Source organism: Streptomyces sp. NBC_01077 (assembly GCF_045162855.1).
GTDB lineage: Bacteria > Actinomycetota > Actinomycetes > Streptomycetales > Streptomycetaceae > Streptomyces.
Map to the genome: position 1 here is coordinate 6,437,822 of NZ_CP108669.1, position 26,528 is coordinate 6,464,349.

The window sequence follows — 26,528 nt, forward strand, 5'->3', positions numbered from 1 at the left end:
GGTGCGCCGTGTGGCGCCGTTCCGTTCCGTGCCCTGGAGCGCCGTCAGTCCTCCGGGGGCGGGTCGGCCAGGTGTACGTACTCGGGCAGCCGCAGCAGCGCCTCGGCGCCACCGCCCGCACCTTCGGTGAAGACGAGCTCGGCGCCGATCACCTCGGCCTGCCCCGCCGCGATGGTCAGCCCGAGGCCGTGCCCCTTGCCCCCGCTCTCGGTACGGAACCGCTGCGGCCCCGACTCCAGCAGATACGCCGGATAGCCGGGCCCGTGGTCGCGTACGGACACCACGGGTCCGTCCACCGTCAGGACCACCGGCGGGGCCCCGTGCTTGTGCGCGTTGGCGATCAGATTGCCGAGCACCCGCTCCAGGCGCCGCCGGTCCGTCTCCACGGTCGCGTCGCGGACGACCCGTACCTCGGTCGCCGTGCCCGAGGCGCGCACCACCCGCTCGGCGAGCGGACCGAGTTCGTGCACGGCCAGGTCGACGGTCTCGTTGCGGGCGTCGAGCCGCGAGATCTCCAGGAGGTCCTCGGTGAGCCCGCGCATCGCCCGCACCCGGTCCCGTACGAGCTCCGAGGGCCGCCCCTCCGGCAGCAGCTCGGCCGCGGCCGAGAGCCCGGTGAGCGGGGTGCGCAGCTCGTGGGCCACGTCGGCGGTGAACCGCTGCTCGCTCTGCAGCTTGCTCTGGAGCGAGGACGCCATCGTGTCGAGCGCCCCGGACACCGTGGCCACCTCGTCCTGGGGGCGTGACGGATCCTTCGTACGAGGGTCGTCGACGCGCGCGTCGAGATCACCGGCGCTGATCCGGCGGGCCACCTGTGCGGTGAGGTGCAGCCGCCGGGTGACGCGGGTGACGGCGAAGGCGCCCACGAGCAGCGTCGCCCCGATGGCGAGGACGGAGGAGCCGAGGATCGAGCGGTCGAGGGCGTCGATCGTCTCGGCACTCTGGGTGTAGTCGACGCGTACGGCGAGGGCGCGGCCGTCCGCCGGGCCCGCCGCCCACATCGTCGGCCGGCCCTGCTCGTCGGCGACCACCGTGCCGCGCTCGCCCCGGACGGCGAGCGCGTGGAGGGAGGCGGGGAGCCCGGGCGGGTCGACCCCGGCGAACCGGGGGAGCGGTTCGCCGGCCTCGTAGAGCCGGGTGACGTCGGTGAGCCGCGCGAGGGCCTTCTCCCGGGAGTCGTTCACGGTCTGTCCGGTCACCGACACGTGGACGAGGATGCCGAGCAGTGCGGCGAGGGCGCAGCACATGACCGCGATGAAGACCGCGGCCTTCCAGGTGAGGGTCGCGGTCCAGGCGGGCAGCCGGAGCGGCCTCACGGGCTCGGCTCGGCGGGTACGGGAAGGGGAACGGGCGCGTCCGTGGGTGTCGGCGTCGGCGTCGGGCTGACGAGGCGGGGCGCGGGCACGGTCGGGGGACCGGTGCGACCGGGCTTCACGCGGACGATCTCGTCCCGGGTGGGCAGCATGCTGTGCTGCTGCTCGTCCCAGGACCAGGCGGTGCGGTACTCGTACCCGGGGATGCCCGCCGAACTGACCCGCATGATCAGGTCCCGGCCGGCCAGCTCCACGCTGATGACCTGGTCGACGGTGGACATGATGCGGGTGAGCCCGCCGTTCTCGGCGAGATAGACCCGGACCCCGACCTGCTGGTCCGGCATCCGGATCCCGACGATCAACTCGTCCCGGCCGTTGCCGGTGAGGTCGCGGTAGTACGGCCGCATGACCGGACAGGCGGCCGGCTTGGAGCCGCAGGCCTTGATCGCGCGGGCGGTCTCCTCGTACAGCCCGTCGGCGCCGGTGTACGTGCTCGGGTGGGCGCGCACCTCGGCGTCGACGACCGCGAGGGCGTCGACGGAACGGACGTCGTTGTCGGTGACCTTGATGCCGGGGACGCGTTCGGTGTCGGACTCCCCGTAGTCGACCGGCGGATCCGTGGCGGGCGGCAGATCGGGCCAGAGCCGTACGGGCCCGACGGCGGTGGGCGTGGTCCCGGCGCTCTTGAGCCCGCCCTCGCTGCGGCCACAGCCCACGGCGCCGCCGAGTATGAGGGCACACAGGACACCGGCGGCGGCGAGCGGCACTCCGCGCGGTCTCACACTGCTCCTCGTCGGGGTCGGTCGGGGGTCGGGCGGTCGGGCGCCCGAGCGGGCCCGGTCCGGGCCCGCTCCCAGTAGACCTTATTCGGAGAGAAGTCCTTTTTGTCCACTCGTGGGGACGGCCGGCCCGCGAGCACCCACTGTCCCACTGCCCGGAACCCGCCGGGGCACCGACCGCAGCGACCAGCTGTCCCACCGCCCGGGACCCGCCGGGGCACCGACCGCAGCGACCTGCTGTCCCACCGCCCAGAACCCGCCGGGGCACCGCCTAGAACGTGCCCCGCTCCATCCTCGCCAGGGCCGCCCGACACACGGTCAGGAGCTTCTCGTCGAGGTGGATGTCATGGCTGCCCGAGGCGCCCTCGCGGGCGTTGTGGCGGCGCCGGCGGGTCAGCTCGGTGAGGATCACCAGCTGCGCCTCCGAGGCCGCCGGGCCCATCTCCGCCAGGCACTCGGCCACGTCCACGCGCGCGTGCCGGTTCTCCTCCCAGGCCGCGAGCAGTACCGGCAGGGTCGTCGCCGAGTCCCCGGACACCCGCCACAGGGCCGCGGCGCTGCGGACCCGTACCCACAGGTCCCGTGCGGCGAGGCCCGGCCGGAGGGCGGCGGCTGTCGAGGCGGCGGCCGGGCCGATCTCACCGAGGGCCTGGGCGGCGGAGCACCAGTCGGCGCCCGAGGCGCCCGGCCGGAGCCACCGCTCCAGCGCGGTCAGGACCTCGCCCAGATCCCCTTCGGCCGCCCACAGGGCGCGCGCCGCCGTCGTGGCGACCGTGGCCGATTCGGCGGCCAGCAGCCGGCGCATGTCCGGTACGGCCTCCTGGGCCGCGGGCCCGAACGCGGCGAGGGTCCGCAGGGCGGACTCGCGCACCCAGTCGCGCCGGTTCGACGGCGCGCCGCGCAGCACCCGCAGGACTTCCGGTACGGCCTGGGAGCCCCGTACGGCCGCGAGGGCGTACAGCAGGGGCGCCGCACGGTCGTAGAGCCGCTCGTCGAGCTCGACCTCGGCGAGCCGGCGCCGCAGCAACGGGGCGAGCATGGCGGCGGAGGGACCGAGGCCGTCCATGGCGTACAGCAGCTCCCGCCGTACCTCGCGCTCCTCCAGCGCGCGGGCGAGCAGCGGGACGGCGCGGGTGTCCCCGGCGCGGGCGAGCGCGAGGAGGGCCCCGTCGCGCCCGGACCGCCCGACGAAGCCGTTCTGCGGGTTGCCGTTGCTGCTGCCGTTGCCGCCACGGCCGTATGTGGGCCCGCCCTGCCCGGGCCCCGCGGTCAGGCCCAGCCTCGCCCCGGCACCCTGCCCGGGTCCGGCACCCTGCCCGGGTCCGGCGCCCTGCCCGGGTCCCGCGGCCGCCGGTCCCACGGCGAGGCGGGTGGCGAGCGCGTCGGAGGCGGGCGCGCCCAGCTCGAAGAGCCGCTCCAGGAACGAGGTCGCGGCCTCCCGGAGCCGTGGCTCGGGGTCGTGGAGCTGCGCGCCGACGAGCCGGACGACCTCCTCGTACCGCCCCCGCCAGATCCGTATCAACCCGCCGCACAGCCAGATCGCGTCCGAACGCTGACCCCAGTCGGGGCTGCGCAGCTGCGCGAGGATCAGCGCGATGCGGTCGTCGACCCGGTCGTCGAGCGCGGCGTGGAGGGTCCGGAGCAGTTCCTCCGTCCAGGGGGCGGGGCGCCCGGCGGCGTGCTCCTCCAGGAGCTCGCGGACCTGCCCGATGAGGGTCGGCGCGGCGGAGCGCTCGGTGCCGGGGGAGGCCGGCCCGTGTGCCGTGGTCCTGATCTCCTCCAGGAGCCCGGTGACCCACGGCACGATGTCGTCCGGGATGTCGCCGGGCGCGCAGCGCGCCCGCTGGGCGAGGGCCGCGAGCCGGAGCCCGGGGTCCTGGGCGGCGCGGGCGAGCCAGCCGAGCCAGTCGACGGTCTCGACGCGCAGCGACGCGTGGCGCAGGGCGATCCGCCCGACGGCGGCGACCAGGGCGAGCCGTACCTCGGTGTCGCGCTCGACGGTGAGCCGCTCCCGCAGCAGGGTCAGCGCCCGGGCGGGCTCGGGGTGCAGCGAGGCGAGCGCGCAGGGCGCGGCGAGCCGCACCTCGGGATCGGGGTCGGAGACGAGCCCGAGGAAGACGTCGGAGCCCGCGGCGATCGCGGCGGCGGCCATCGCGTAGTTGGCGGCGGGGATGAACTCCTCGTCGTCTGGGTCGAGTTCGTCCAGTTCCTCGTCGTCGTCGAGCTCGATCCCGCCGATGCTGGTGAGCAGTTCGACGATGCAGCCGCGGTCCTGGACGGCGGGGTCGGCGACGAGTTCGAGGAGGAAGGGGATGCAGGCGAGAGTGGAGTCGTAGACGTCGCCCTGGTGATGCACGGCCCCGTACATGCCGTCGAGGGCCGTCTCCCGCTCGGCGGGATCGGCGGAGGCGAGTCCGCGGAGCAGCTCCGGCACGTCGTCCGCGGGGCCGTACGCGTGCCCCAACGAGGCCCAGTCGACCTCCTCGATCCCCGTCAGCATTTGCCAGGCCGCCTTCCCCGTGAGCCCTGTACCAGGCAGCAAGTGTGCACCACGTGACGGACGGCAAGGCCTTACTGGCGACACCGGGCCTGCGCAGACCTCCAGTTGCGATCTGTTTGCGCCATGTGCGGTACGGAGCGGGGCAGTTGCACTCAGTGCACGGCCCGAGGGGCGGCGGCCGGCGACGGCTCACCCCTCCGACCGGACGCGCACGAAGGTCGCGTTCTCCTGCCGCTGCCGCACCGCTAGCTGCCGCAGTTCGACGGGGAGCGGCGGGTCCACCCACCGCACCGGACCGTGCTCGGGGTCCTGGGCGAGCGGCCCGGCGCGGTCGCCCGCGAGCGCGCCGACCTCGCGCGCCTGCGCCGGGGTGAGCCGGGGCGAGGTGGTCACGGTACGCCCGTCCACGAGGCGTACGACCAGGGCGCGGGGCCGGTCGGGCGGGCCGACGACGCCGAGCAGCACGCCGTCGCTCGTCTCCATGTGCCGGATCTTCCGCCAGGCCCAGGTGGAGCCCGCCCGATAGGTCGAGGTCAGCGCCTTCGCGACGATCCCCTCGACCCCGGCGTCCCGCAGGTCGCGGAACCAACCGCGCGCGGTCTCCTCGTCCTGGGTGGCGAGCACCCGCTGGAGCGGCGGCTCGGCGTCGAGCAGGGCCGTACCGAGCAGCTCCCAGCGGTCGCGGAGCGGCAGAGCGCGCACGTCGCGCCCCGGGACGGCGAGGAGGTCGAAGGCGATGTACGAGACCGGAATCCCGGCGCGCTCCCGGTCCGCGGGGGAACGCAGCAGGTCGGTGAAGCTCAGCCGCCCCTCCCGGTAGGCGCACAGCTCGCCGTCGAGGACGATCCCGGACGGCAGCTGGTCGCGCAGGTGAGCGGCGATCCCGGGGAACTCGGGAGCGAGGTCACGGCGGGAACGGGACTGGAGGACGACCTTCCCGTCGTCGAGGACGAAGGCGAGCGCGCGGAACCCGTCCAGCTTGAGCGAGTACTGGAGTTCCCGGGGCGGCTCTCCCTGCACGGGGATCTCGTCGGCGGAGCGAGGGCGCATGACGTCGACGGGCGGAAACAGCACGGCGTCGCCACGGCCGGGGACGCCGGCCCCGTTCACGGCACTTCCCCCGCCCGCGCGGGCGCGACCCCGTTCACGGCACTTCCCCCGCCCGCGCGGGCGCGAAAAGTGGCTCCAGGAGCTCCCCGTACCGCTCAAGACGTGGCGCGATGTCGTCCATGAGGAGGACGAGGGAGTCGGGGTCCGCGGCGGGCCCGGCGCACTCGTCCACCTCCTCCCAGGTGACGGGTGCGGAGACCATGGGGAGGGCCCGCGCCCGGAGGGTGTAGGGCGTGGCGGTGGTCTTGGCGGCGGCGTTCTGGCTGTGGTCGACGAAGACCTTCCCGGGTCGCAGGGCCCGGGCCATCCGGTGCACGACGAGCCTCGGCAGCGCGGCCTCCGCCTCGACGGCGAGCCGGCGGGCGTACGCGGAGACGAGGGAGGAGGGCGTGGGCACCACCGGGACGAGCAGGTGCAGTCCCTTGGAACCGGAGGTCTTGGCGAAGGCCTCCAGCCCGTCCGCGGCGAGTCGCTCGCGCAGGTGCAGGGCGACCCGGCAGCACTCGACGACCGTCGCGGGCGGCCCGGGGTCGAGGTCGAACACGAGCCGGTCGGCGACGGCGGGGGAGGAGGCCCGCCACTGGGGCGTGTGGAACTCCACGACGAGGTTCGCGGCCCACATCAGCGAGGCGAGTTCCTCGATCACCACCTGCCGGGCCCGGGGGTCCTCGGAGCGGGGTACGGGGGTGGTCCTCACCCAGGAGGGTGTGCCGGGCGGCGGATTCTTGGTGAAGAAGAGCTGCCCGTCGGGACCGTCCGGATAGCGCAGGAAGGACACCGGCCGATCGCGCAGATGCGGCAGGATCGCGGCCCCGACGGTCGCGTAGTAGTGGAGCAGCTCGCCCTTGGTGGTGCCGGTGACCGGGTGGAGCACCTTGTCGAGGTTGCTGAGCGCCAGGCGCCGTCCCTCCACCTCTGTGAGAGGCGTCATACGATGAGAATCCCACGATTGACGACATATCGGGCACGACGAAACGTCCTGATCCGACCTGAAGGGAACAACCGTGCGATCCATCTGGAACGGCGCCATATCCTTCGGCCTGGTCAGCATCCCGATCAAGCTGGTGAACGCCACCGAGAGCCGGTCCGTCTCCTTCCGGCAGATCCACACCGAGGACGGCGGCCGTGTCCGCTACAAGAAGGTGTGCGAGCTCGACGGCGAGGAGGTCCCGCAGGCGGAGATCGGCAAGGCGTACGAGGACGCAGACGGGACCATGATCCCGATCACCGAGGAGGACCTGGCCGCGCTGCCGCTCCCGACGGCGAAGACGATCGAGATCGTCGCCTTCGTGCAGGCCGGCGAGATCGACCCGCTGCAGATGGACGCCGCGTACTACCTCTCGGCGAACGGCGTCCCCGCGGCCAAGCCGTACACCCTGCTCCGCGAGGCGCTGAAGCGCAGCGACAAGGTGGCCGTGGCCAAGTACGCCCTCCGGGGACGGGAACGCCTCGGCATGCTCCGGGTCGTGGACGACGTGATCGCCATGCACGGCCTGCTCTGGCCGGACGAGATCCGCGCGCCGGAGGGCGTGGCCCCGGAGAACCCGGTGAGCGTACGGGACGCCGAACTCGACCTGGCGGACGCTCTGATGGCCACCCTGGGCGAGGTCGACATGAGCACCCTGCACGACGACTACCGCACGGCGGTCGAGGAGATGATCGCGGCGAAGGCGGAGGGCGGCGAGGGTGTCGCGGCCCCGGCCCCGGGCGAGGAGTCCGGCGGCGGCCAGGTCATCGACCTGATGGCGGCCCTGGAGAACAGCGTCCGGGCGGCGAAGGAGGCCCGGGGGGAGCCGGGGGAGGCGAAGGAGGGGAAGGCGGAGGTCACCCCCCTGAAGCCGCGCACCCGCACCCCGAAGGCGACGGACGCGAAGAAGTCCACGTCGAGAACGGCGGCGAAGAAGACGGCGGCAGCCACCCACAAATCGACCTCGGCGAAGAAGACGACGGCGAAGACCCCCACGAAGTCGACGGCGAAGACGGCGAAGTCGACGGCGAAGGCGACGACGGCGAAGAAGACCCCGGCCAAGAAGGCGACTCCACGCAAGCGCACCGCCTGAAGGCCTGAGAGCCGCCAGGGCTCATAGCTCCCCCGACTCCCTCGACACCACCGAAGCCCCTCGGAATCCCTTCCGGGGGGCTTCTCGCTGCCCGCCTCCAGGGAGTGTGGTGGTGCCAACTGGCCGCATAGCGGACACAGTTCGCTGTCCTTCGGACAACAGATGGTCAAATTCTTGTTGCATACCTGTCAAACGGGCTTCTTCGCTGGCACGCTCGCAGCCGCACCACACGCACCAGCTGCACCAGGTGCACCACACCCCCCATACCCCCCACATCCCCACGCTTTTCAGCGAAGGAGCCCGCGTGACCCGCCAGCAGTCCTCGCACCGCCGTACCGCCACCGCCGCCGCCCTGATCGCATCGGCCGCCATGGTCGTCGTCGGAGTCCAGACCGGATCCGCCAGCGCCGATGCCCAGCGCGAGGCCGGCGCGACCGCGCTCGTGCTCTCCGGCACCCAGCGCGCCACCGCCGTCCAGGAGGCCCAGACCGGAGCCGCCGCCACGGCCAGGGCCATCGGCCTCTCCGGCCAGGAGAAGCTCGTCGTCCGGGATGTCGTCAAGGACGCCGACGGCACGGTCCACACGCGTTACGAGCGCACCTACGAGGGTCTCCCCGTCCTCGGCGGCGACCTCGTCGTGCACCAGAAGAAGAACGGCTCCCGCGCCACCACCAAGGCGACCGGCGCCCGTATATCCGTGGCGAGCACGGCCGCCGCGGTCACGGCCACGACCGCGGGCAAGTCCGCCGCGGCCTCCTCCGACGCGCGGTCCGCCGCCCCCGCCTCGTCCCGCAAGGTGATCTGGGCGGCCACCGGCAAGCCGGTCCTCGCCTGGGAGACGACCGTCACGGGCGTCCAGGCCGACGGCACCCCGAGCGAGCGTCACGTCATCACCGACGCGACCTCGGGCAAGGAGCTGTACTCCTACGAGGCGATCGAGACGGGCACCGGCAACACCCAGTACAGCGGCAGCGTCACCCTCGGCACCGCCCCCTCGTACACCCTCACGGACACCGCGCGCGGCGGGCACAAGACGTACGACCTGAACGGCGGCACGGGCAACGGCACCGGCACGCTCTTCACCAACAGCACCGACACCTGGGGCAACGGTCTCGCCACGAACCGGCAGACCGCCGCCGCGGACGCCCACTACGGCGCAGCCGTCACCTGGGACTTCTACAAGAACGAGCTCGGCCGCAACGGCATCCGCGGTGACGGTGTCGCCGCCTACTCCCGGGTCCACTACGGCGACGCGTACGTCAACGCCTTCTGGTCCGACTCCTGCTTCTGCATGACGTACGGCGACGGCACGGCCAACACCAAGCCGCTCACCTCCCTCGACGTCGCGGGCCACGAGATGTCCCACGGCCTGACCGCCTCCACCGCCGGCCTGCGCTACAGCGGCGAGTCCGGCGGCCTCAACGAGGCCACCTCCGACATCCTCGGCACCTCGGTCGAGTTCTACGCGGCCAACGCCACGGACGCCGGCGACTACCTCATCGGCGAGAAGATCGACATCCGCGGCAACGGCACCCCGCTCCGCTACATGGACAAGCCGAGCCGCGACGGCAACTCCGCCGACTACTGGTCGAAGTCGGTCGGCCGCCTGGACGTCCACTACTCCTCGGGCCCGGCCAACCACTTCTTCTTCCTGCTGTCCGAGGGCAGCGGCGCCAAGACGATCAACGGCGTCTCCTACAACTCCCCGACCAGCGACGGCTCCACCCTCACGGGCATCGGCCGGACCAAGGCCTACAAGATCTGGTACAAGGCCCTCTCCACCTACATGACCTCCTCCACCAGCTACGCCGGCGCCCGCACGGCCACGCTCTCCGCGGCCACCGACCTCTACGGTGCGGGCAGCGCCGAGTACACCGCGGTCGCCAAGGCCTGGACGGCGATCAACGTCAAGTAACACCTGGCGGGTCGCCCGGCTTCGCCCGGCCCGCGCGAAGCCGGGCGACCCACCCACCGCCCTACTCGTCGCCCTCACCGTCGTCTTCACGGTGAGGGCGCCGTCGCACCCCGCCAACGAGTGACCGACCGCGTCGAGGCGCTCCCGCGGCCCGGAGCCGCCCCACGCGGGGTCAGATGCGATGGACCGTGTGCAGCCAGCAGACTGCGGAGCCGGTATCGACATCTCGGCTCCGCGGCGCGCTTCTGTCCGTAGCTCTAGCCAGACCGGTCAGCGGCGGCCCTTCCGGCCGCTCCGAGACCCCGGAGGGGCTGCCGGTCGGGGTCGGTTGCTGGGGTTGCGGTGCAGCCTGGCTCCTCCGTCCGCCACCTGAGCGGTCACTTCCGTGCGGCATCGTTCGGGTTCCACTTGTCACGGTTCCGCTCGCGCAGCCCCCACACCTCATCCCCGGCTTCGTCGAAGCAGAGTGCGCCGGAGCGGACAAGGAGTTTCCGCAGCTCGTTTTCGCCGAACCCCTTGAGGTACCCCTGGATGGTCGTGAATTTGCGCGTATCCCATCGAGAGTCCCTGAGTAGATGCGTGATTACCGCCTCAGCTGTGAACTCGGTTCGTAGCTCCGCGCGCAGGCGATCGTCATGCGATTTCCATGCCAGTAGTGAGGTGACGAGGGAGACAACCAGAGGAATGACAACCGCTGCGAGCCACGTGGACATGTCGTAACTTTACGTGATTGCGAGTCGCTGTGGGTGAGGTCGGTGGAGCGGCTGGCCGGTGCCCTGCCCGAGCTGGGCTCGAGCATGATCGAGGGGCGGACGAACTGCCGCACGATCCACTGAACGGCATGCTCATCGGACACAACGAGACCCGCACCGACGCCGAGTGACCACACCGGCGGGCGCCACATCGCGGCAGCAGCTGCTCCCCGCCCGCCTTTTCCCGGTGGTGCGGTCGCCCCACGCACTCGTCATCCGCGACGGCGTGGATACGAAGCCCGGCCCAACTCGGTCGAGGTAGACGGTCGGCCACCTGTAACAGTCCCCCGTTGCTCCTCGGTGAACAGATCTGACGTGTGGGGCTTGTTGGCGTAGCCGATCACTGTCGCGCCCGCCGTGTGGGCCGCCTGGAAAGCTTCGCACCCTCATCAACGCTGTCCACTACGCCGTCAACCTGGGGGAGTTCCCTGAAAACCCCCTCTCGCCGCGGTTCGCGGGCAGAAGCCCAAAGTGCCCAGTGAGGTGGATCCGAGAGTCGTCGCCAACCCTGAGCCGGCTCGGTCTCTCCTCCGCGCGGTCTCATACGTTGCTGCTGCCGGCGAGCCCGCAGCCGGCGCCTGGCTGGCCTGTTCGCCGGCGTGTACTGCTCCGCGAGTACGAGTGAGAAGCGAGTGAAGCACTCCGCGAGGCCCTGGGACCTGTCCCGGGGCCTTCGTCGTTCGCGGCCTCGCACCTGGGGCGATGGCCTGTGGTGAAGCACGCATCGAAGCCGCTGTGCGAGCACGCGTGATCGAGCGAGGTGCACTGTCGGTGCCGTCCCCTACGCTGCGCTTTCGCTAGGACAGCTCAAAGGGAGGGGACAAGGGTGGGCGGTAACGCGTGGACTTGGACGGGCGCGTATCAGCGTGATCTGGCAGCTGCGTTCCGGCAGGCCAGGATGGAGACGCTCGCGCGGGACGACCACGGCTTCGAAGGGCGATCCATCGAGGAGTTGTGGCGAGACCCGGCATGGCACGAGTTCATCTTCACTGGCGGTACAGGCACCGTGCTGGACTTCCCCCGCATGATCGATGCCACGGACACGGACGACGGTCCGTTCATGCGCCCGCTGACCGATGACGAGGTGCGCGCCTGGTCCCCCGACGGCCAACCCACGTACGAGGAATGGGACGAGGCTCTCGACTCAGGGCGGTTGGACTTCCCCGACCGCGCCCAGGGCAACTGCACCGTGCCTCTATCGCGACGGCGAGCCCGCTCAGATCGGCTACTGGGGCGTGACTGCCGACTAGTGGGGCGGCATCGTCTTCCACTTCCACGCGAGGCCCCGGGACCCGCCCCGGGGCCTTCTGTGTTTCCGCTCTCTCGCCTGCCGCTTCGCCCCGCGGCCCAGGCCGCGAATAGGCCGCAGTCCCCGACATACGGCCGCTCAGCTCCGCACCCGCCCGCACATACAACAAGACCCCGTTCTCGGCGTTTCCGCTGATCACGGGGTCTGTGTGGCACTTCCTGCGAAGTGCCCCCGGCAGGATTCGAACCTGCGCACACGGCTCCGGAGGCCGTTGCTCTATCCCCTGAGCTACGGGGGCGTCCGCCGCGTTCGGCGGCGACGGGTAGAACCCTACCAGCTCTCCAGGAGTGGCTGTGAACAGGTATTTCCGGGGTGTCACCAGGGGCTGGGTCCCCCGCACGGGTCAGAAGTGGGTAAAACCCGGACGCAGCCGTTCGGGGCGGCCTACTCTCGTTCGTGTGTCAGGCGTGTCCGGTCGGGTGCTCGTTGTCGATGACAACAAGGTGATCCGTCAGTTGATCAGGGTCAATCTCGAACTCGAGGGGTTCGAGGTCGTGACCGCGGCCGATGGTGCCGAGTGTCTGGATGTCGTGCATCGGGTTCGTCCTGATGTCGTCACCCTGGACGTCGTCATGCCCCGCTTGGACGGGATCAGGACGGCCGAGCGGTTGCGGGCCGATCCGCGGACCAGTCATCTCCCGGTCGCGATCATCAGTGCCTGTGGCGAGCACGAGGTCTCCGGTGGGGTCGCTTCCGGCGTCGACGCCTTCCTCGCCAAACCCTTCGAGCCCGCCGAGCTCGTGCGCGTCGTACGTCAGCTGATGCACCGCGAGCGGCGCGAGCGGCCGGAGGGGGCCGGGCCCGACGGGGGAGAGGAACCGGCCGCAGTCGACGGTTGTCAGGAGCCCCGACGCGCCGGGAGCACCACCCGTCCGCACTGAGCGCGGTCGTCAGGCCGTCCGCGCCGGTCCTCGCCCGGGTGACCGCATCGCGAAACCGGTTCGCGTTCTGACCCCCCTCCTCCCCTAGGCTTGTCCCGTGACCCCCGCGGACCTCTCCCTCACCGTGCTGCACGCCGTGCGCCGTGCGGTCGACGACGGTGCGCTGCGGGTCGACGTACCCCCGCTGGTCAAGGTCGAGCGGGCCCGGCCCGGTGGCGCGGGGGAGTACGCCAGCAACATCGCCCTCACCCTCGCCCGGTCCGCCGGACGCAGCGCACTCGACGTCGCCGGGATCCTGGAGGAACGTCTCCGTGACGCCCCCGGGGTCCAAGAGGTCGCCATCACCGGGCCCGGGTTTCTGAACTTCGTTCTTCGGCGCGATGCCGGCGGCGAACTCGTGCGGGCCGTCCGCGAGGCCGGAGCCTCGTACGGGAGCGGTACCGACCTTGCCGGGACCACCGTCCGTTTCGCCGACCTGACAGATCCGGCCGAGTCGCGCGCCCTGCTTGTCACCGAGACCGTCGTCCGGCTCCTTCGGTCCCAGGGCGCCGACGCCGGGTTCGGCGGTGACGAGCGGATTCACGTACGGCCCGGGGCGTACGACCTGGACACCCTCGGGGTCGACGCCGCCCGCTGGGCCCTGCTCCGGCCCGCGCCCCAGGACCGGCCGCTCGACGGGCCTCCCCTCCTCGTCCAGCACGAGCGCAACTCCCTCTTCCGCGTCCGGTACGCGTACTCCCGCGTGCGGAGGCTGCTCGGCAACGCGGCCCAGCTCGGATTCGGGCCCGCGTACGAGACTCCCGTCCACGCATCCGAACTTCTCGGCGTGCTCGGCGACCACCCCGTCGTCCTCCTCAGCGCCGCCCGCCACCGCGCCCCCGACCGGGTCGCCCGGCACCTGGAAGCCACTGCCGACGCGCTGCTCGCGTTCCAGCACACCGTTCTGCCGCTCGGCGACGAGAAACCCTCGGCCGCCCATCGTTCCCGGCTCGCGCTCGCCGAAGCCGCCGGGACGGTGCTCGCCGGTGGCCTCTCCGTGCTCGGCATCAGCGCACCCGAACGGATTTGAAAGAGTTCTGACATGAGTCGTTCCGCCCATCCCGCAGGCCCTCGCCACGCCGACGTCCTTCCCGAGGGTCACTACTCCGCACCCCCCGCCGACCTCAACGTCCTCGACCCCAAGGTGTGGTCCCGGACCGTCGAGCGGGACGAGCGCGGTGTCGTCACCGTCGGAGGGCTGAGCGTGACCGACCTCGCCGAGGAGTTCGGGACCCCCGCCTACTTCCTCGACGAGACCGACTTCCGCGCCCGCTGCCGCGCCTGGGCCGAGGCCTTCGGCAAGGACGCCGACGTCTTCTACGCCGGGAAGGCGTTCCTCTCCCGGGCCATCGTGCGGTGGCTCAAGGAGGAGGGGCTGAACCTCGACGTGTGTTCGGGTGGGGAGCTCGCCACCGCCCTCTCCGCCGGGATGCCCGCCGAGCGCATCGCGTTCCACGGCAACAACAAGAGCGAGGACGAGATCCGTACGGCCGTCGAGGTCGGCGTGGGGCGGATCGTGCTCGACTCGTTCCAGGAGATCGTCCGGGTCGCGCACATCGCCCAGTCGTTGGGGAAGCGGCAGCGGGTGCAGATCCGGGTCACCGTCGGCGTCGAGGCCCACACGCACGAGTTCATCGCCACCGCGCACGAGGACCAGAAGTTCGGCATCGCGCTCGCCGGCGGGCAGGCCGCCGAGGCCGTGCGCAGGGCGCTGAAGCTCGACGGTCTCGAGCTCATCGGCATTCACTCGCACATCGGCTCGCAGATCTTCGACATGGCGGGCTTCGAGGTCTCCGCCCGCCGCGTCGTGCAGCTGCTCGCCGAGGTCCGGGACGAGCACGGTGTCGAGCTCCCCGAGATTGACCTCGGCGGCGGTCTCGGCATCGCGTACACCTCCGAGGACGACCCGCGCGAGCCGCACGAGATCGCGAAGGCGCTCGGCGAGATCGTGACGCGTGAGTGCGAGGCCGCCGGGCTCGCGACGCCTCGCATCTCCGTCGAGCCGGGCCGCGCCATCGTCGGCCCGACCGCCTTCACGCTCTACCGGGTCGGCACGATCAAGCCGCTCGAAGGGCTGCGGACGTACGTCAGTGTCGACGGCGGCATGTCGGACAACATCCGCACCGCGCTGTACGACGCCGAGTACAGCGTCAACCTCGTCTCGCGGACCAGCGATGCCGCGCCCATGCTCTCCCGGGTCGTCGGCAAGCACTGCGAGAGCGGCGACATCGTCGTACGGGACGCCTTCCTGCCCTCGGACGTGGCGCCCGGCGACCTCATCGCCGTGCCGGCCACCGGCGCGTACTGCCGCTCCATGGCCAGCAACTACAACCACGCACTCCGGCCGCCCGTCGTCGCCGTCCGCGACGGCGAGGCGCGGGTCATCGTGCGGCGCGAGACGGAGGAAGATCTCCTGCGTCTCGACGTCGGATGATGAAATAGTCGAGTGATGAAATAGATGTCTCAGGATCCGGACGAGGGGCGGAAACCCCCGTCCGGTGAGTGAGACTGGTTCCACCGTTGAGAACCGCAGAGACTCGAACGTAGAGATACGAAGTAGGACGAGAAAGAGGTCGGATGATGCGTACGCGTCCGCTGAAGGTGGCGCTGCTGGGCTGTGGAGTGGTCGGCTCAGAGGTGGCGCGCATCATGACGACGCACGCCGACGACCTCGCCGCGCGCATCGGCGCCCCGGTCGAGCTCGCCGGCGTGGCGGTCCGCCGCCCGGACAAGGTCCGCGAGGGCATCCCCGCGGAGCTGATCACCACCGACGCCACCGCCCTCGTCAAACGGGGCGACATCGACGTCATCGTCGAGGTCATCGGCGGGGTCGAGCCGGCCCGCACCCTCATCACCACCGCCTTCGAGCACGGCGCCTCCGTCGTCTCGGCGAACAAGGCGCTGCTCGCCCAGGACGGCGCGAGCCTCTACGCCGCCGCCGAGGAGCACGGCCAGGACCTCTATTACGAGGCCGCCGTCGCCGGCGCCATCCCGCTGGTCCGGCCGCTGCGCGAGTCCCTCGCCGGCGACAAGATCAACCGCGTGATGGGCATCGTCAACGGGACCACCAACTTCATCCTCGACCGGATGGACACGAACGGTGCCGGCTACTCCGAGGCCCTCGACGAGGCCACCGCGCTCGGGTACGCCGAGGCCGACCCGACCGCCGACGTCGAGGGCTTCGACGCCGCCGCCAAGGCCGCCATCCTGGCCGGGATCGCCTTCCACACGCGCGTGCGCCTCGACGACGTCTACCGCGAGGGCATGACCGAGGTCACCGCCGCCGACTTCGCCTCCGCCAAGCAGATGGGCTGCACCATCAAGCTGCTCGCCATCTGCGAGCGCGCCGCCGACGGCGGCTCGGTCACCGCGCGCGTGCATCCCGCGATGATCCCGCTGACCCACCCGCTCGCCTCCGTCCGCGAGGCGTACAACGCGGTCTTCGTCGAGGCCGAGGCCGCGGGACAGCTCATGTTCTACGGCCCCGGCGCCGGCGGCGCACCGACGGCCTCGGCCGTCCTCGGCGACCTCGTCGCCGTGTGCCGCAACAAGCTCAACGAGGCCAAGGGCCCCGGCGAGTCCGCGTACACCCAGCTGCCCGTGAGCTCCATGGGCGAGGTCGTGACGCGGTACCACATCAGCCTCGACGTGGCCGACAAGCCGGGCGTCCTCGCCCAGGTCGCGACGGTCTTCGCCGAGCACGGCGTATCCATCGATACGGTGCGCCAGCACGGTCGACAGGACGGAGACGGCGAGGCTTCCCTCGTCGTCGTCACCCACCGCGCGCCCGACGCCGCCCTTTCCGGGACCGTCGAGGCGCTGCGCAAGCTCGACACCGTGCGCGGTGTCGCCAGCATCATGCGTGTTGAAGGGGAGTAAGGACCCATGACCCACAAGGGCACCCACCAGTGGCGCGGCATCATCGAGGAGTACCGGGACCGCCTTCCGGTCACGGACACGACGCCGGTCGTCACGCTCCGTGAGGGCGGCACGCCGCTCGTACCCGCTCAGGTCCTCTCCGAGCGCACGGGCTGCGAGGTGCACCTCAAGGTCGAGGGCGCCAACCCCACCGGCTCCTTCAAGGACCGGGGCATGACCATGGCCATCTCCAAGGCCAAGGAGGAGGGGGCGCAGGCCGTCATCTGCGCCTCCACCGGCAACACCTCGGCCTCGGCCGCGGCCTACGCGGTACGCGCCGGCATGGTGTCGGCCGTCCTCGTGCCGCAGGGCAAGATCGCGCTCGGCAAGATGGGCCAGGCCCTCGTGCACGGCGCGAAGATCCTCCAGGTCGACGGCAACTTCGACGACTGCCTGACCCTGGCCCGCAGCCTCTCCGAGAACTACCCGGTGGCGCTGGTCAATTCGGTCAACCCGGTCCGTATCGAGGGCCAGAAGACCGCCGCCTTCGAGATCGTGGACATGCTGGGCGACGCGCCCGACATCCACGTCCTGCCCGTGGGCAACGCCGGCAACATCACGGCGTACTGGAAGGGGTACCGCGAGTACGCCGCGGACGGTCTCGCGACCCACCGCCCGCGCATGTGGGGCTTCCAGGCCTCCGGTTCGGCCCCGCTGGTGCGCGGCGAGGTCGTCAAGGACCCGTCGACGATCGCCACCGCGATCCGCATCGGAAACCCGGCCTCGTGGGACTACGCGATCGCCGCGCGCGACGAGTCGGGCGGCTTCATCGACGAGGTGACGGACCGTGAGATCCTGCAGGCCTACCGCCTGTTGGCCGCTCAGGAGGGTGTCTTCGTCGAGCCGGCGTCGGCCGCCTCGGTCGCCGGTCTGCTGAAGGCCGCCGCCCAGGGCAAGGTCGACCCGGGCCAGCGGATCGTCTGCACGGTCACCGGCAACGGGCTCAAGGACCCCGACTGGGCCGTCGCCGGCGCGCCGCAGCCGGTCACCGTTCCGGTCGACGCGGCCGCCGCCGCCGAACGCCTCGGTCTGGCCTGATCCACACCCTCCGCGCGAGGAAAAGCGCTGATCGAAACCCGATCAGGAACGTACATAGGCGCACAGGTTGGCTCGCGACACGCATCGTGCGCCTCCTGTGCGCCCTATGTCGCGGCAGAACCTTCCTTCGATAGGCTGTACCGAACCCGCCCCGACGCATATGCGCGGTGTCGTTGCCGTTGTCGCCTCCGTGGCCGAAACGGCCCCCGGGTTTCCCGTACTTCTCTTGAAACACCCGCTGTTCCAGAAGAACCCGTCGTTCCGCAACACCTGCTGTTCTGAAACACCGTTGTCGCAATCAAGGAGATCATCGAGCGATGGCCGGTCCAGCGTTCCGCGCCGCCGCCGTACGGGTGCGCGTCCCCGCCACCAGCGCCAATCTCGGTCCGGGCTTCGACGCCTTCGGCCTGTCGCTGGGCCTCTACGACGACGTCGTCGTCCGTGTCGCCGACTCCGGGCTGCACGTCGACATCGCCGGCGAGGGTGCCGAGACGCTCCCGCGCGACGAGAGCCACCTGCTCGTACGCTCGCTGCGCACCGCCTTCGACCTGCTCGGCGGACAGCCGCGCGGCCTCGAAGTCGTCTGCGCCAACCGCATCCCCCACGGCCGCGGCCTCGGCTCCTCCTCCGCCGCCATCTGCGCCGGTATCGTCGCCGCCCGCGCCGTGACCATAGGCGGGGACGCCAAGCTCGACGAGGCCGCCCTGCTCGAACTGGCCACCGAGATCGAGGGTCACCCCGACAACGTCGCCGCCTGTCTGCTCGGCGGATTCACGCTCGCCTGGACCGAGTCCGGTGCCGCGCGGGCGATCAGGATGGATCCCTCGGATTCCATCGTTCCGGTGGTTTTCGTCCCCGGGAAGCCGGTGCTGACCGAGACCGCCCGCGGACTCCTGCCGCGCACCGTTCCGCACGTGGACGCCGCGGCCAACGCCGGGCGCGCCGCCCTCCTCGTCGAGGCCCTGACCCGCCGCCCCGAGCTGCTGCTCGCGGCCACCGAGGACCGGCTGCACCAGGAGTACCGGGCTCCCGCGATGCCCGAGAGCATCGCCCTGGTGAACCGACTGCGGGCGGACGGCGTCCCCGCGGTCATCTCCGGCGCCGGCCCCACGGTGCTCGCGCTGGCCGAACACGGGACGGCAGACAAGGTCGCCCGCCTCGCGGGCGAGGGCTGGGCCGCGAACCGGCTCGACCTCGACGCGTCCGGAGCGAGCGTCCTTCCGCTGGCGCCCTAGGCGCGCGGCGGCCGGACGCCGGGCAGCGTCCGGGACAGGAGATTGCCGGTGAGGGAGAGGGGGAATGTTTGTTGGAGCCGGTAGTGTTAACCTCAAGTCAGCACCCGGCGCCTTTGTGGCGCGGTGCTGAGTGTCCCCATCAGGGACCACCGATTCTTCCGGGAGCCTCCCCAACTGCCTGAGCAGCCTGCCTGAGCAGTTTCGAGCACGCTCCGGAACCGGCACGACACCCCTCGCTCTTCTGCAGTGAGGGCCGAGCAGGGGGCGCTCGGGCCGGACCCACAGCACGTTTCTCTCCGCCGTACCCGGCGGGACCACCGCCCCGGACACGGTCCACCCACACGGGACCGCTGCCGGACAGCACAACCGGTCGCCGAGCCAGATGGCCGACGTCCGCTCCAGGGAAGGACCCTTCGTGAGCGACACCACCGATCTGATGGGCGTGACTGCCGACAGCAGTGTCGACGCCGCCGCGCCCGCCGCAGGTGCTGCCACCGGCGGCACCGCACGGCGCCGCCGCTCCGGCACCGGCCTCGAGGGCATGGTTCTGGCCGAGCTGCAGCAGGTCGCGTCGGGCCTCGGCATCAGGGGCACCGCGCGGATGCGCAAGAGCCAGCTGATCGAGGTCATCAAGGAGGCGCAGGCCGGTGGAGGCTCCGCCGCCCCCGCCAAGGCCGCCGACGCCGCCGAGACCAAGCCGAAGCGCCGCGCCACCGCCAAGACCCGTACGGGTGAGACCGCTGCCGAGGCCGCCGAGCCCAAGGCGGAGAAGGCCGAGAAGGCCGTCGCCCAGCAGCAGATCGACATCCCGGGTCAGCCGGCCTCCGACGACCAGCCCGCGGGCGAGCGTCGTCGTCGCCGTGCCACCGCCCCCGCCGGTTCGCCGGAGGGCGAGACCAAGGCCGAGGCCGCGCAGGTCGTCAAGACCGAGACCCGTACCGAGGCCAAGGCCGACGCGGGCACCGACACCAAGGCCGACGCCGCCGTCGACGGCGCCGAGGGCCGTGGCCGTCGTGACCGTGGCGAGCGCGGGGAGCGCGGCGAGCGCCGTGACCGCCGTGACCGTCAGCGCGAGCGCGGCAAGGGCGACGAGCAGCAGGGCGGTGGCCAGGGCGGCCAGCGTCAGCGCCAGGGCGGCCAGGGCCAGGGCCAGGGCCAGAGCCAGGGTCAGGGCCAGCAGGTCCAGAGCCAGGGTCAGCAGGGCGGCCAGCAGGCCGGTCCGCAGGACGACTACGACGACGAGGCCGGCGGTCGCCGCGGGCGTCGCGGCCGTTACCGCGACCGCCGTGGGCGTCGTGGCCGTGACGACTTCCAGGCCGGCGAGCCGCAGGTCGCCGACGACGACGTCCTGATCCCCGTCGCGGGCATCCTCGACATCCTCGACAACTACGCGTTCATCCGGACCTCCGGCTACCTGCCCGGTCCGAACGACGTGTACGTCTCCCTCGCCCAGGTCCGCAAGAACGGTCTGCGCAAGGGTGACCACGTCACCGGCGCCGTGCGTCAGCCGAAGGAGGGCGAGCGCCGCGAGAAGTTCAACGCGCTGGTCCGCCTGGACTCGGCGAACGGCATGGCCGCCGACTCCGGCCGCGGCCGCCCCGAGTTCAACAAGCTGACCCCGCTCTACCCGCAGGACCGGCTCCGTCTGGAGACCGACCCGGGCGTGCTGACCACGCGGATCATCGACCTCGTGTCGCCGATCGGCAAGGGCCAGCGCGGTCTGATCGTGGCCCCGCCGAAGACCGGCAAGACCATGATCATGCAGGCGATCGCCAACGCGATCACCACCAACAACCCCGAGTGCCACCTGATGGTCGTCCTGGTCGACGAGCGTCCGGAAGAGGTCACCGACATGCAGCGGTCGGTGAAGGGCGAGGTCATCTCCTCGACCTTCGACCGTCCGGCAGAGGACCACACCACCGTCGCCGAGCTGGCCATCGAGCGCGCCAAGCGTCTCGTGGAGCTGGGTCACGACGTGGTCGTGCTGCTCGACTCGATCACCCGCCTGGGCCGCGCGTACAACCTCGCGGCGCCGGCCTCCGGCCGCATCCTGTCCGGTGGTGTCGACTCGACCGCGCTCTACCCGCCGAAGCGCTTCTTCGGTGCGGCGCGCAACATCGAGGACGGCGGCTCGCTGACCATCCTGGCCACCGCGCTGGTCGACACCGGTTCGCGCATGGACGAGGTGATCTTCGAGGAGTTCAAGGGCACCGGCAACATGGAGCTCAAGCTCGACCGGAAGCTCGCCGACAAGCGCATCTTCCCGGCCGTCGACGTCGACGCCTCGGGTACGCGTAAGGAAGAGATCCTGCTCGGCGCCGACGAGCTCGCCGTCACCTGGAAGCTGCGTCGCGTGCTGCACGCGCTCGACCAGCAGCAGGCGATCGAGCTGCTGCTCGACAAGATGAAGCAGACGAAGTCGAACGGCGAGTTCCTGCTCCAGATCCAGAAGACGACGCCTGGCGGCAAGAACGACGACTGACGTGTGACCTGCGTCATGCTCCAGTCGTGCGACAAGGACGCGGCCCCGGTCTCGTAACCCTGTCGTGACCTGCGTAAACCACTGCGCCCACCGTGCCCCGCACGGTGGGCGCAGTGCTGTTCCGGCACACGCTCACCGAAACCTCACAGGCCCGTATGCAACCCTTTTGGGTGCTTCACCGTCACACATGGTGAACCCAGGGCCCGAGGGAAGACGATGACCGAGCAGAGCAAGAGCAGCCGAATAGGCGGCGCGGGAAGCGGCCGCCGCCGTAAGCAGCCCGCCAGGCGCAGCCGAAAGGCGGCCGTCCTGGTCTCGGGTGCCCTCGCCGTCCTCGTCCTCGGCGGTGCGGGCCTCGGATACGTCTACTTCAAGCTCGACGGCAACCTCGACAGCGTCGACATCAACGCCCAGCTGGGCACCGACCGCCCCGACGACGTCGACAACGGCTCCCTGGACATTCTCGTCCTCGGCTCCGACTCCCGCTCCGGCGACAACGGCGCCTACGGCAAGGACGAGGGCGGCGCCCGCTCCGACACCGCGATGGTCGTCCACGTCTACGAGGGCCACAAGAAGGCCAGTGTCGTCTCCATACCCCGCGACACCCTCGTCGACCGGCCGAAGTGCACCGGCGAACAGGGCACCGCCGTCGCCGCCGAGCACCGGGCCATGTTCAACACCGCGTACGAGGTCGGCGGCCCCGCCTGCGCCGTCAAGACCGTCGAGGCGATGTCCGGCATCCGCATGGACCACTACATCGAGGTCGACTTCACCGGCTTCAAGAAGCTCATCGACGAACTCGGCGGGGTGGAGATCACCACCACCACGGCCATCAAGGACAGCAAGAGCCACCTCGACCTCGAACCGGGCACCCACACCCTCGACGGCGAGCAGTCCCTCGGCCTCGTCCGCACCCGCAAGAGCGTCGGCGACGGCAGCGACCTCGGCCGCATCCAGCTCCAGCAGGCCTTCATGAAGGCGTTCATGAACCAGGTCAAGGACGTCGGCGTCTTCACCAACCCGAAGAAGCTCCTCGACCTCGCCGACGCCGCCACCAAGGCCATCACCCCCGACTCCGAACTCGACTCGGTCCAGGAGCTGATGGGCTTCGCCAAGGGCCTCTCCGGCATCGGCGCCCAGAACGTCCACATGGTCACCCTGCCCGTCGAGTACGACCCCCGGGACCTCAACCGTGTCGTGCCCCTGGAAGCCCAGTCGCGGCAGGTCTGGACGGCCCTGAAGAAGGACCTCCCGATCCCCGCGTCGGCGACGAAGGACGCGGCCACCGGCCAGGCCGACGGCATCGTGAGGTAGCGCGGGAAGCGCTGTCCGAAGCAGCTCAGGAATACTTTCGGCGTCACCCCGGTTTGGGGAGATGCGGCCAGTCCTGGCAGACTGGTACGTCGGCCCCGGTTCACGTTTGCCGCAACCCGCGGAAGCGACCCGGAGCCCTCCCGAAACTAGGAGACACCTTGAAGCGCGAGATCCACCCCCAGTACGTCGAGACCCAGGTCAGCTGCACCTGTGGCGCGTCGTTCACCACCCGGAGCACCCTGACCGACGGCACCATCCGTGCCGAGGTCTGCTCCGAGTGCCACCCGTTCTACACGGGCAAGCAGAAGATCCTCGACACCGGCGGCCGCGTCGCCCGCTTCGAGGCCCGCTTCGGCAAGGCCGCCGGCTCCAAGTAGCGAGCCCCTGCGCCGGTCCTCGGTCGCCCCGCGCGGGTGGCCGGGACCGGCGCTTTGCCGTCCCCGTAGCAACTGACGAAAAACCCAGGAGCCCCCGATGTTCGAGGCGGTCGAGGAACTGGTCGGCGAGCATGCCGGCCTTGAGACGAAGCTCGCAGACCCTTCGGTCCACGCCGACCAGGCGAACGCGCGCAAGCTGAACAAGCGCTACGCCGAGCTGACCCCGATCGTCGGCACCTACCGGGCCTGGAAGCAGACCGGTGACGACATCGAGACCGCCCGCGAGCTGGCACACGACGATCCCGACTTCGCCGCCGAGGTCAAGCAGCTGGAGAAGGACCGGGAGGAGCTCACCGAGAAGCTCCGCCTGCTCCTCGTCCCGCGCGACCCGAGCGACGACAAGGACGTCATCCTGGAGATCAAGGCGGGCGCGGGCGGCGACGAGTCGGCCCTCTTCGCCGGCGACCTGCTCCGCATGTACCTGCGGTACGCCGAGCGCGTCGGCTGGAAGACCGAGATCATCGACGCCACCGAGTCCGAGCTGGGCGGCTACAAGGACGTCCAGGTCGCCGTGAAGACCAAGGGCGGCAACGGCGCCACCGAGCCCGGCCAGGGCGTCTGGGCGCGCCTCAAGTACGAGGGCGGGGTGCACCGCGTGCAGCGCGTGCCCGCGACCGAGTCCGCCGGCCGCATCCACACCTCCGCCGCCGGCGTGCTCGTCACGCCCGAGGCCGAGGAGGTCGAGGTCGAGGTCGTCGCCAACGACCTGCGCATCGACGTCTACCGCTCGTCGGGCCCCGGCGGCCAGTCGGTCAACACCACCGACTCCGCCGTCCGCATCACCCACCTGCCGACCGGCATCGTCGCCTCCTGCCAGAACGAGAAGAGCCAGCTCCAGAACAAGGAGCAGGCCATGCGTATCCTGCGGTCCCGGCTGCTCGCCGCCGCGCAGGAGGAGGCCGAGTCCAAGGCCGCCGACGCCCGTCGCAGCCAGGTCCGCACCGTCGACCGGTCCGAGAAGATCCGTACGTACAACTTCCCGGAGAACCGGATCTCGGACCACCGCGTCGGATTCAAGGCGTACAACTTGGACCAGGTGCTCGACGGCGAACTGGACCCCATGATCCAGGCCTGCGTCGACGCCGACTCGGCTGCCAAGCTCGCCGCGGCGTAAGTTCCGTAAGCCCCACCCCGCACCACGGAGGACCAGCGTGAACCTGCTGCTTGCCGAGGTGGCCCAGGCCACCCAGCGGCTGGCCGACGCCGGCGTTCCCTCACCGCGTTTCGACGCGGAGGAGCTCGCCGCGTTCGTGCACGGCGTCAAGCGGGGGGAGCTGCACAACGTCAAGGACGCGGACTTCGACGCCCGCTACTGGGAGACGGTCGCCCGCCGCGAGGCCCGCGAACCGCTCCAGCACATCACCGGGCGGGCGTTCTTCCGGTACCTGGAGCTCCAGGTCGGGCCCGGGGTCTTCGTGCCCCGCCCGGAGACCGAGTCGGTCGTCGGCTGGGCCATAGACGCCGTCCGCGCGATGGACGTCGTCGAACCCCTCATCGTCGACCTGTGCACCGGCTCCGGGGCCATCGCCCTCGCGATGGCCCAGGAGGTGCCGCGCTCGCGCGTGCACGCGGTCGAGCTCTCCGACGACGCCCTCGTGTGGACCCGCAAGAACGCCGAGGGCTCCCGCGTCACCGTCCACCAGGGCGACGCGCTCAGGGCGCTCCCCGAGCTCGACGGCCAGGTCGACCTGGTCATCTCCAACCCGCCGTACATCCCGCTCACCGAGTGGGAGTACGTGGCACCCGAGGCCCGCGACCACGACCCGGAGATGGCCCTCTTCTCCGGCGAGGACGGCCTCGACACCATCCGCGGCATCGAGCGCACGGCCCACCGTCTGCTGCGCCCCGGCGGCCTCGTCGTCATCGAGCACGCGGACACCCAGGGCGGGCAGGTGCCGTGGATCTTCAACGAAGAGGCCGGCTGGGCCGACGCCGCCGACCACCCGGACCTGAACAACCGGCCGCGCTTCGCGACCGCCCGCAAGGCAATGCCGTGACCGGCATGACCGCCATGACGAACCACGCGTACGAGGAGGCCGGGAACTGATGGCACGGCGATACGACTGCAACGAGGCGACCGACCGCGTGACCGGTCTGCGCGAGGCCGCGTCCGCCGTCCGCCGGGGCGAGCTGGTCGTGCTGCCCACCGACACCGTGTACGGGATCGGGGCGGACGCCTTCAGCAGCGAGGCCGTGGCGGATCTGCTCGCCGCCAAGGGCCGGGGCCGCAACATGCCCACGCCCGTGCTCATCGGCTCCCCGAACACCCTCCACGGCCTGGTCACGGACTTCTCCGAGCAGGCGTGGGAGCTCGTCGACGCCTTCTGGCCCGGGGCCCTCACCCTCGTCGCCAAGCACCAGCCCTCGCTGCAGTGGGACCTGGGCGACACCCGGGGCACCGTCGCCATCCGCATGCCGCTGCACCCGGTCGCCATCGAGCTGCTCACCGAGGTCGGCCCCATGGCCGTCTCCTCGGCGAACCTCACCGGCCACCCGTCACCGGAGGACTGCGACGCGGCCCAGCAGATGCTCGGCGACGCCGTCTCCGTCTACCTGGACGGCGGACCGACGCCCGGCATCGTCCCGTCCTCCATCGTCGACGTCACGGGCAAGGTGCCGGTGCTGCTGCGCGAGGGCGCGCTCTCGCCGGAGGAGCTCCGGAAGGTCGTACCCGACCTCGAGGTGGCGAATTGACCGCCCCTGAGGGGCGTGGCATAGCGGGGTTCGACGACAGCAACACCTTCCGCATCCTCCACGTCAGCACCGGCAACGTCTGCCGCTCGCCGATCACCGAGCGGCTGACCCGCCATGCCCTGAGCGACCGCCTCGGCGATCCTCTCGGCGGCGGCCTGATCGTGGAGAGCGCGGGCACCTGGGGCCACGAGGGCGCCCCGATGGAGGCCAACGCGGAACTGGTCCTCGCCGACTTCGGCGCGGACTACAGCGGCTTCGTGGGGCGCGAGCTCCTCGACGAGCACGTCATCCGCGCGGACCTGGTCCTGACGGCGACCCGCGACCACCGCGCCCAGGTCATCTCGATGGGCCACTCGGCGGGCCTGCGCACCTTCACCCTGAAGGAGTTCACCCGCCTGGTCCGCGCGATCGACCCGGCGACGCTCCCGGACGCGCACGACGAGGGCATGGTGGAACGCGCGCGTGCCCTGGTCCGCGCGGCAGCGGCTCTACGCGGGTGGCTCCTGGCCCCTTCGGTGGACGCCGACGAGGTCAACGACCCGTACGGCGCCCCGATCACCTTCTTCCGCTCGATCGGCGACGAGATCAACCAGGCGCTCGAGCCCGTGGTGACGGCGCTGACGGGTGTCTCGGCGCGCGACTGACGCGTGCGCGTGCCGGGTGGGCCGTCCGGCGGACGGAGTCCGGCTCGCCGGGCGGGCGGGGGCCGGGCTGCCTACATTGGTGCTGACATCCCTCCACGCCCGGAGTCA

General features: G+C 71.3%; 21 protein-coding genes and 1 tRNA gene. 15 read left to right on the plus strand and 7 right to left on the minus strand.

The features are described from left to right. Positions 1–44: 44 nt before the first annotated feature. The 5 genes from OG462_RS29360 to ligD form a co-directional block, all read right to left on the minus strand. The gene (locus OG462_RS29360; protein WP_406062158.1) at positions 45–1,316 is read right to left on the minus strand and encodes an ATP-binding protein; all 1,272 of its coding nucleotides are present in this window, start codon (positions 1,314–1,316) and stop codon (positions 45–47) included. Beyond that, positions 1,313–2,095 (minus strand): hypothetical protein, encoded by a 783-nt coding sequence (locus OG462_RS29365; protein WP_406062160.1) that lies wholly within the window; start codon positions 2,093–2,095, stop codon positions 1,313–1,315. Before OG462_RS29365 ends, OG462_RS29360 begins: the two co-directional genes overlap by 4 nt. Positions 2,096–2,363: 268 nt before the next feature. Further along, complete coding sequence (locus OG462_RS29370) at positions 2,364–4,592, minus strand: PBS lyase (protein ID WP_406062161.1); 2,229 nt, start codon at positions 4,590–4,592, stop codon at positions 2,364–2,366. Between the two features lie 189 nt (positions 4,593–4,781). Further along, positions 4,782–5,702 (minus strand): DNA ligase, encoded by a 921-nt coding sequence (locus OG462_RS29375; RefSeq protein WP_406062163.1) that lies wholly within the window; start codon positions 5,700–5,702, stop codon positions 4,782–4,784. A 34-nt stretch (positions 5,703–5,736) separates the two neighbouring features. Continuing rightward, on the minus strand, positions 5,737–6,633 hold the full coding sequence (gene ligD / locus OG462_RS29380; protein ID WP_406062165.1) for a non-homologous end-joining DNA ligase: 897 nt from the start codon (positions 6,631–6,633) through the stop codon (positions 5,737–5,739). 73 nt (positions 6,634–6,706) lie between these two features. Here ligD and OG462_RS29385 point away from each other — a divergent pair, with 73 nt between their 5' ends. Both OG462_RS29385 and OG462_RS29390 read left to right on the plus strand, forming a co-directional pair. Continuing rightward, complete coding sequence (locus OG462_RS29385; RefSeq protein ID WP_406062167.1) at positions 6,707–7,762, plus strand: Ku protein; 1,056 nt, start codon at positions 6,707–6,709, stop codon at positions 7,760–7,762. A 370-nt stretch (positions 7,763–8,132) separates the two neighbouring features. Further along, positions 8,133–9,677 (plus strand): M4 family metallopeptidase, encoded by a 1,545-nt coding sequence (locus OG462_RS29390; protein WP_406066769.1) that lies wholly within the window; start codon positions 8,133–8,135, stop codon positions 9,675–9,677. Between the two features lie 377 nt (positions 9,678–10,054). On the opposite strand, the gene OG462_RS29395 is transcribed toward OG462_RS29390, so the two are convergent. Together OG462_RS29395 and OG462_RS29400 are read right to left on the minus strand one after the other, a co-directional pair. Next, the gene (locus OG462_RS29395; RefSeq protein WP_406062169.1) at positions 10,055–10,390 is read right to left on the minus strand and encodes a hypothetical protein; all 336 of its coding nucleotides are present in this window, start codon (positions 10,388–10,390) and stop codon (positions 10,055–10,057) included. A gap of 1,514 nt (positions 10,391–11,904) precedes the next feature. Next, a tRNA-Arg gene (locus tag OG462_RS29400) sits at positions 11,905–11,976 on the minus strand. Between the two features lie 160 nt (positions 11,977–12,136). On the opposite strand from OG462_RS29400, the gene OG462_RS29405 reads away from it, so the two are divergent. From OG462_RS29405 to OG462_RS29465, 13 genes are all read left to right on the plus strand, one after another. Next, complete coding sequence (locus OG462_RS29405; RefSeq protein WP_406062171.1) at positions 12,137–12,619, plus strand: response regulator; 483 nt, start codon at positions 12,137–12,139, stop codon at positions 12,617–12,619. Positions 12,620–12,716: 97 nt separating this feature from the next. Next, on the plus strand, positions 12,717–13,688 hold the full coding sequence (gene nrtL, locus OG462_RS29410; protein WP_406062173.1) for an ArgS-related anticodon-binding protein NrtL: 972 nt from the start codon (positions 12,717–12,719) through the stop codon (positions 13,686–13,688). A 12-nt stretch (positions 13,689–13,700) separates the two neighbouring features. Further along, the gene (lysA, locus tag OG462_RS29415; protein ID WP_406062175.1) at positions 13,701–15,092 is read left to right on the plus strand and encodes a diaminopimelate decarboxylase; all 1,392 of its coding nucleotides are present in this window, start codon (positions 13,701–13,703) and stop codon (positions 15,090–15,092) included. A gap of 146 nt (positions 15,093–15,238) precedes the next feature. Further along, positions 15,239–16,537 carry a homoserine dehydrogenase gene (locus OG462_RS29420; protein WP_406066770.1) on the plus strand — a complete coding sequence of 433 codons (1,299 nt, stop codon included), beginning with the start codon at positions 15,239–15,241 and terminating at the stop codon, positions 16,535–16,537. 6 nt (positions 16,538–16,543) lie between these two features. Beyond that, positions 16,544–17,614, plus strand: coding sequence for a threonine synthase (gene thrC / locus OG462_RS29425; RefSeq protein ID WP_189799865.1), 1,071 nt, complete (start codon positions 16,544–16,546; stop codon positions 17,612–17,614). Positions 17,615–17,931: 317 nt separating this feature from the next. Beyond that, entirely contained in the window at positions 17,932–18,849 is a 918-nt protein-coding gene (gene thrB / locus OG462_RS29430; protein ID WP_150502986.1) for a homoserine kinase, read from the plus strand. A gap of 415 nt (positions 18,850–19,264) precedes the next feature. Further along, positions 19,265–21,331, plus strand: a complete 2,067-nt coding sequence (gene rho / locus OG462_RS29435; RefSeq protein WP_406062177.1) for a transcription termination factor Rho — start codon at positions 19,265–19,267, stop codon at positions 21,329–21,331. Between the two features lie 216 nt (positions 21,332–21,547). Next, complete coding sequence (locus tag OG462_RS29440; RefSeq protein ID WP_406062179.1) at positions 21,548–22,645, plus strand: LCP family protein; 1,098 nt, start codon at positions 21,548–21,550, stop codon at positions 22,643–22,645. Positions 22,646–22,803: 158 nt separating this feature from the next. Next, on the plus strand, positions 22,804–23,022 hold the full coding sequence (gene rpmE / locus OG462_RS29445) for a 50S ribosomal protein L31 (RefSeq protein ID WP_406062181.1): 219 nt from the start codon (positions 22,804–22,806) through the stop codon (positions 23,020–23,022). Positions 23,023–23,119: 97 nt separating this feature from the next. Next, positions 23,120–24,196: a peptide chain release factor 1 gene (gene prfA, locus OG462_RS29450; RefSeq protein ID WP_406062182.1), complete on the plus strand. Its 1,077-nt coding sequence runs from the start codon at positions 23,120–23,122 to the stop codon at positions 24,194–24,196. Between the two features lie 37 nt (positions 24,197–24,233). Continuing rightward, positions 24,234–25,079 carry a peptide chain release factor N(5)-glutamine methyltransferase gene (gene prmC, locus OG462_RS29455; RefSeq protein WP_073912424.1) on the plus strand — a complete coding sequence of 282 codons (846 nt, stop codon included), beginning with the start codon at positions 24,234–24,236 and terminating at the stop codon, positions 25,077–25,079. A gap of 49 nt (positions 25,080–25,128) precedes the next feature. Beyond that, positions 25,129–25,776 (plus strand): L-threonylcarbamoyladenylate synthase, encoded by a 648-nt coding sequence (locus OG462_RS29460; protein WP_266896677.1) that lies wholly within the window; start codon positions 25,129–25,131, stop codon positions 25,774–25,776. Further along, the gene (locus OG462_RS29465; RefSeq protein ID WP_406062184.1) at positions 25,773–26,420 is read left to right on the plus strand and encodes a protein-tyrosine-phosphatase; all 648 of its coding nucleotides are present in this window, start codon (positions 25,773–25,775) and stop codon (positions 26,418–26,420) included. Before OG462_RS29460 ends, OG462_RS29465 begins: the two co-directional genes overlap by 4 nt. Positions 26,421–26,528 lie beyond the last annotated feature (108 nt).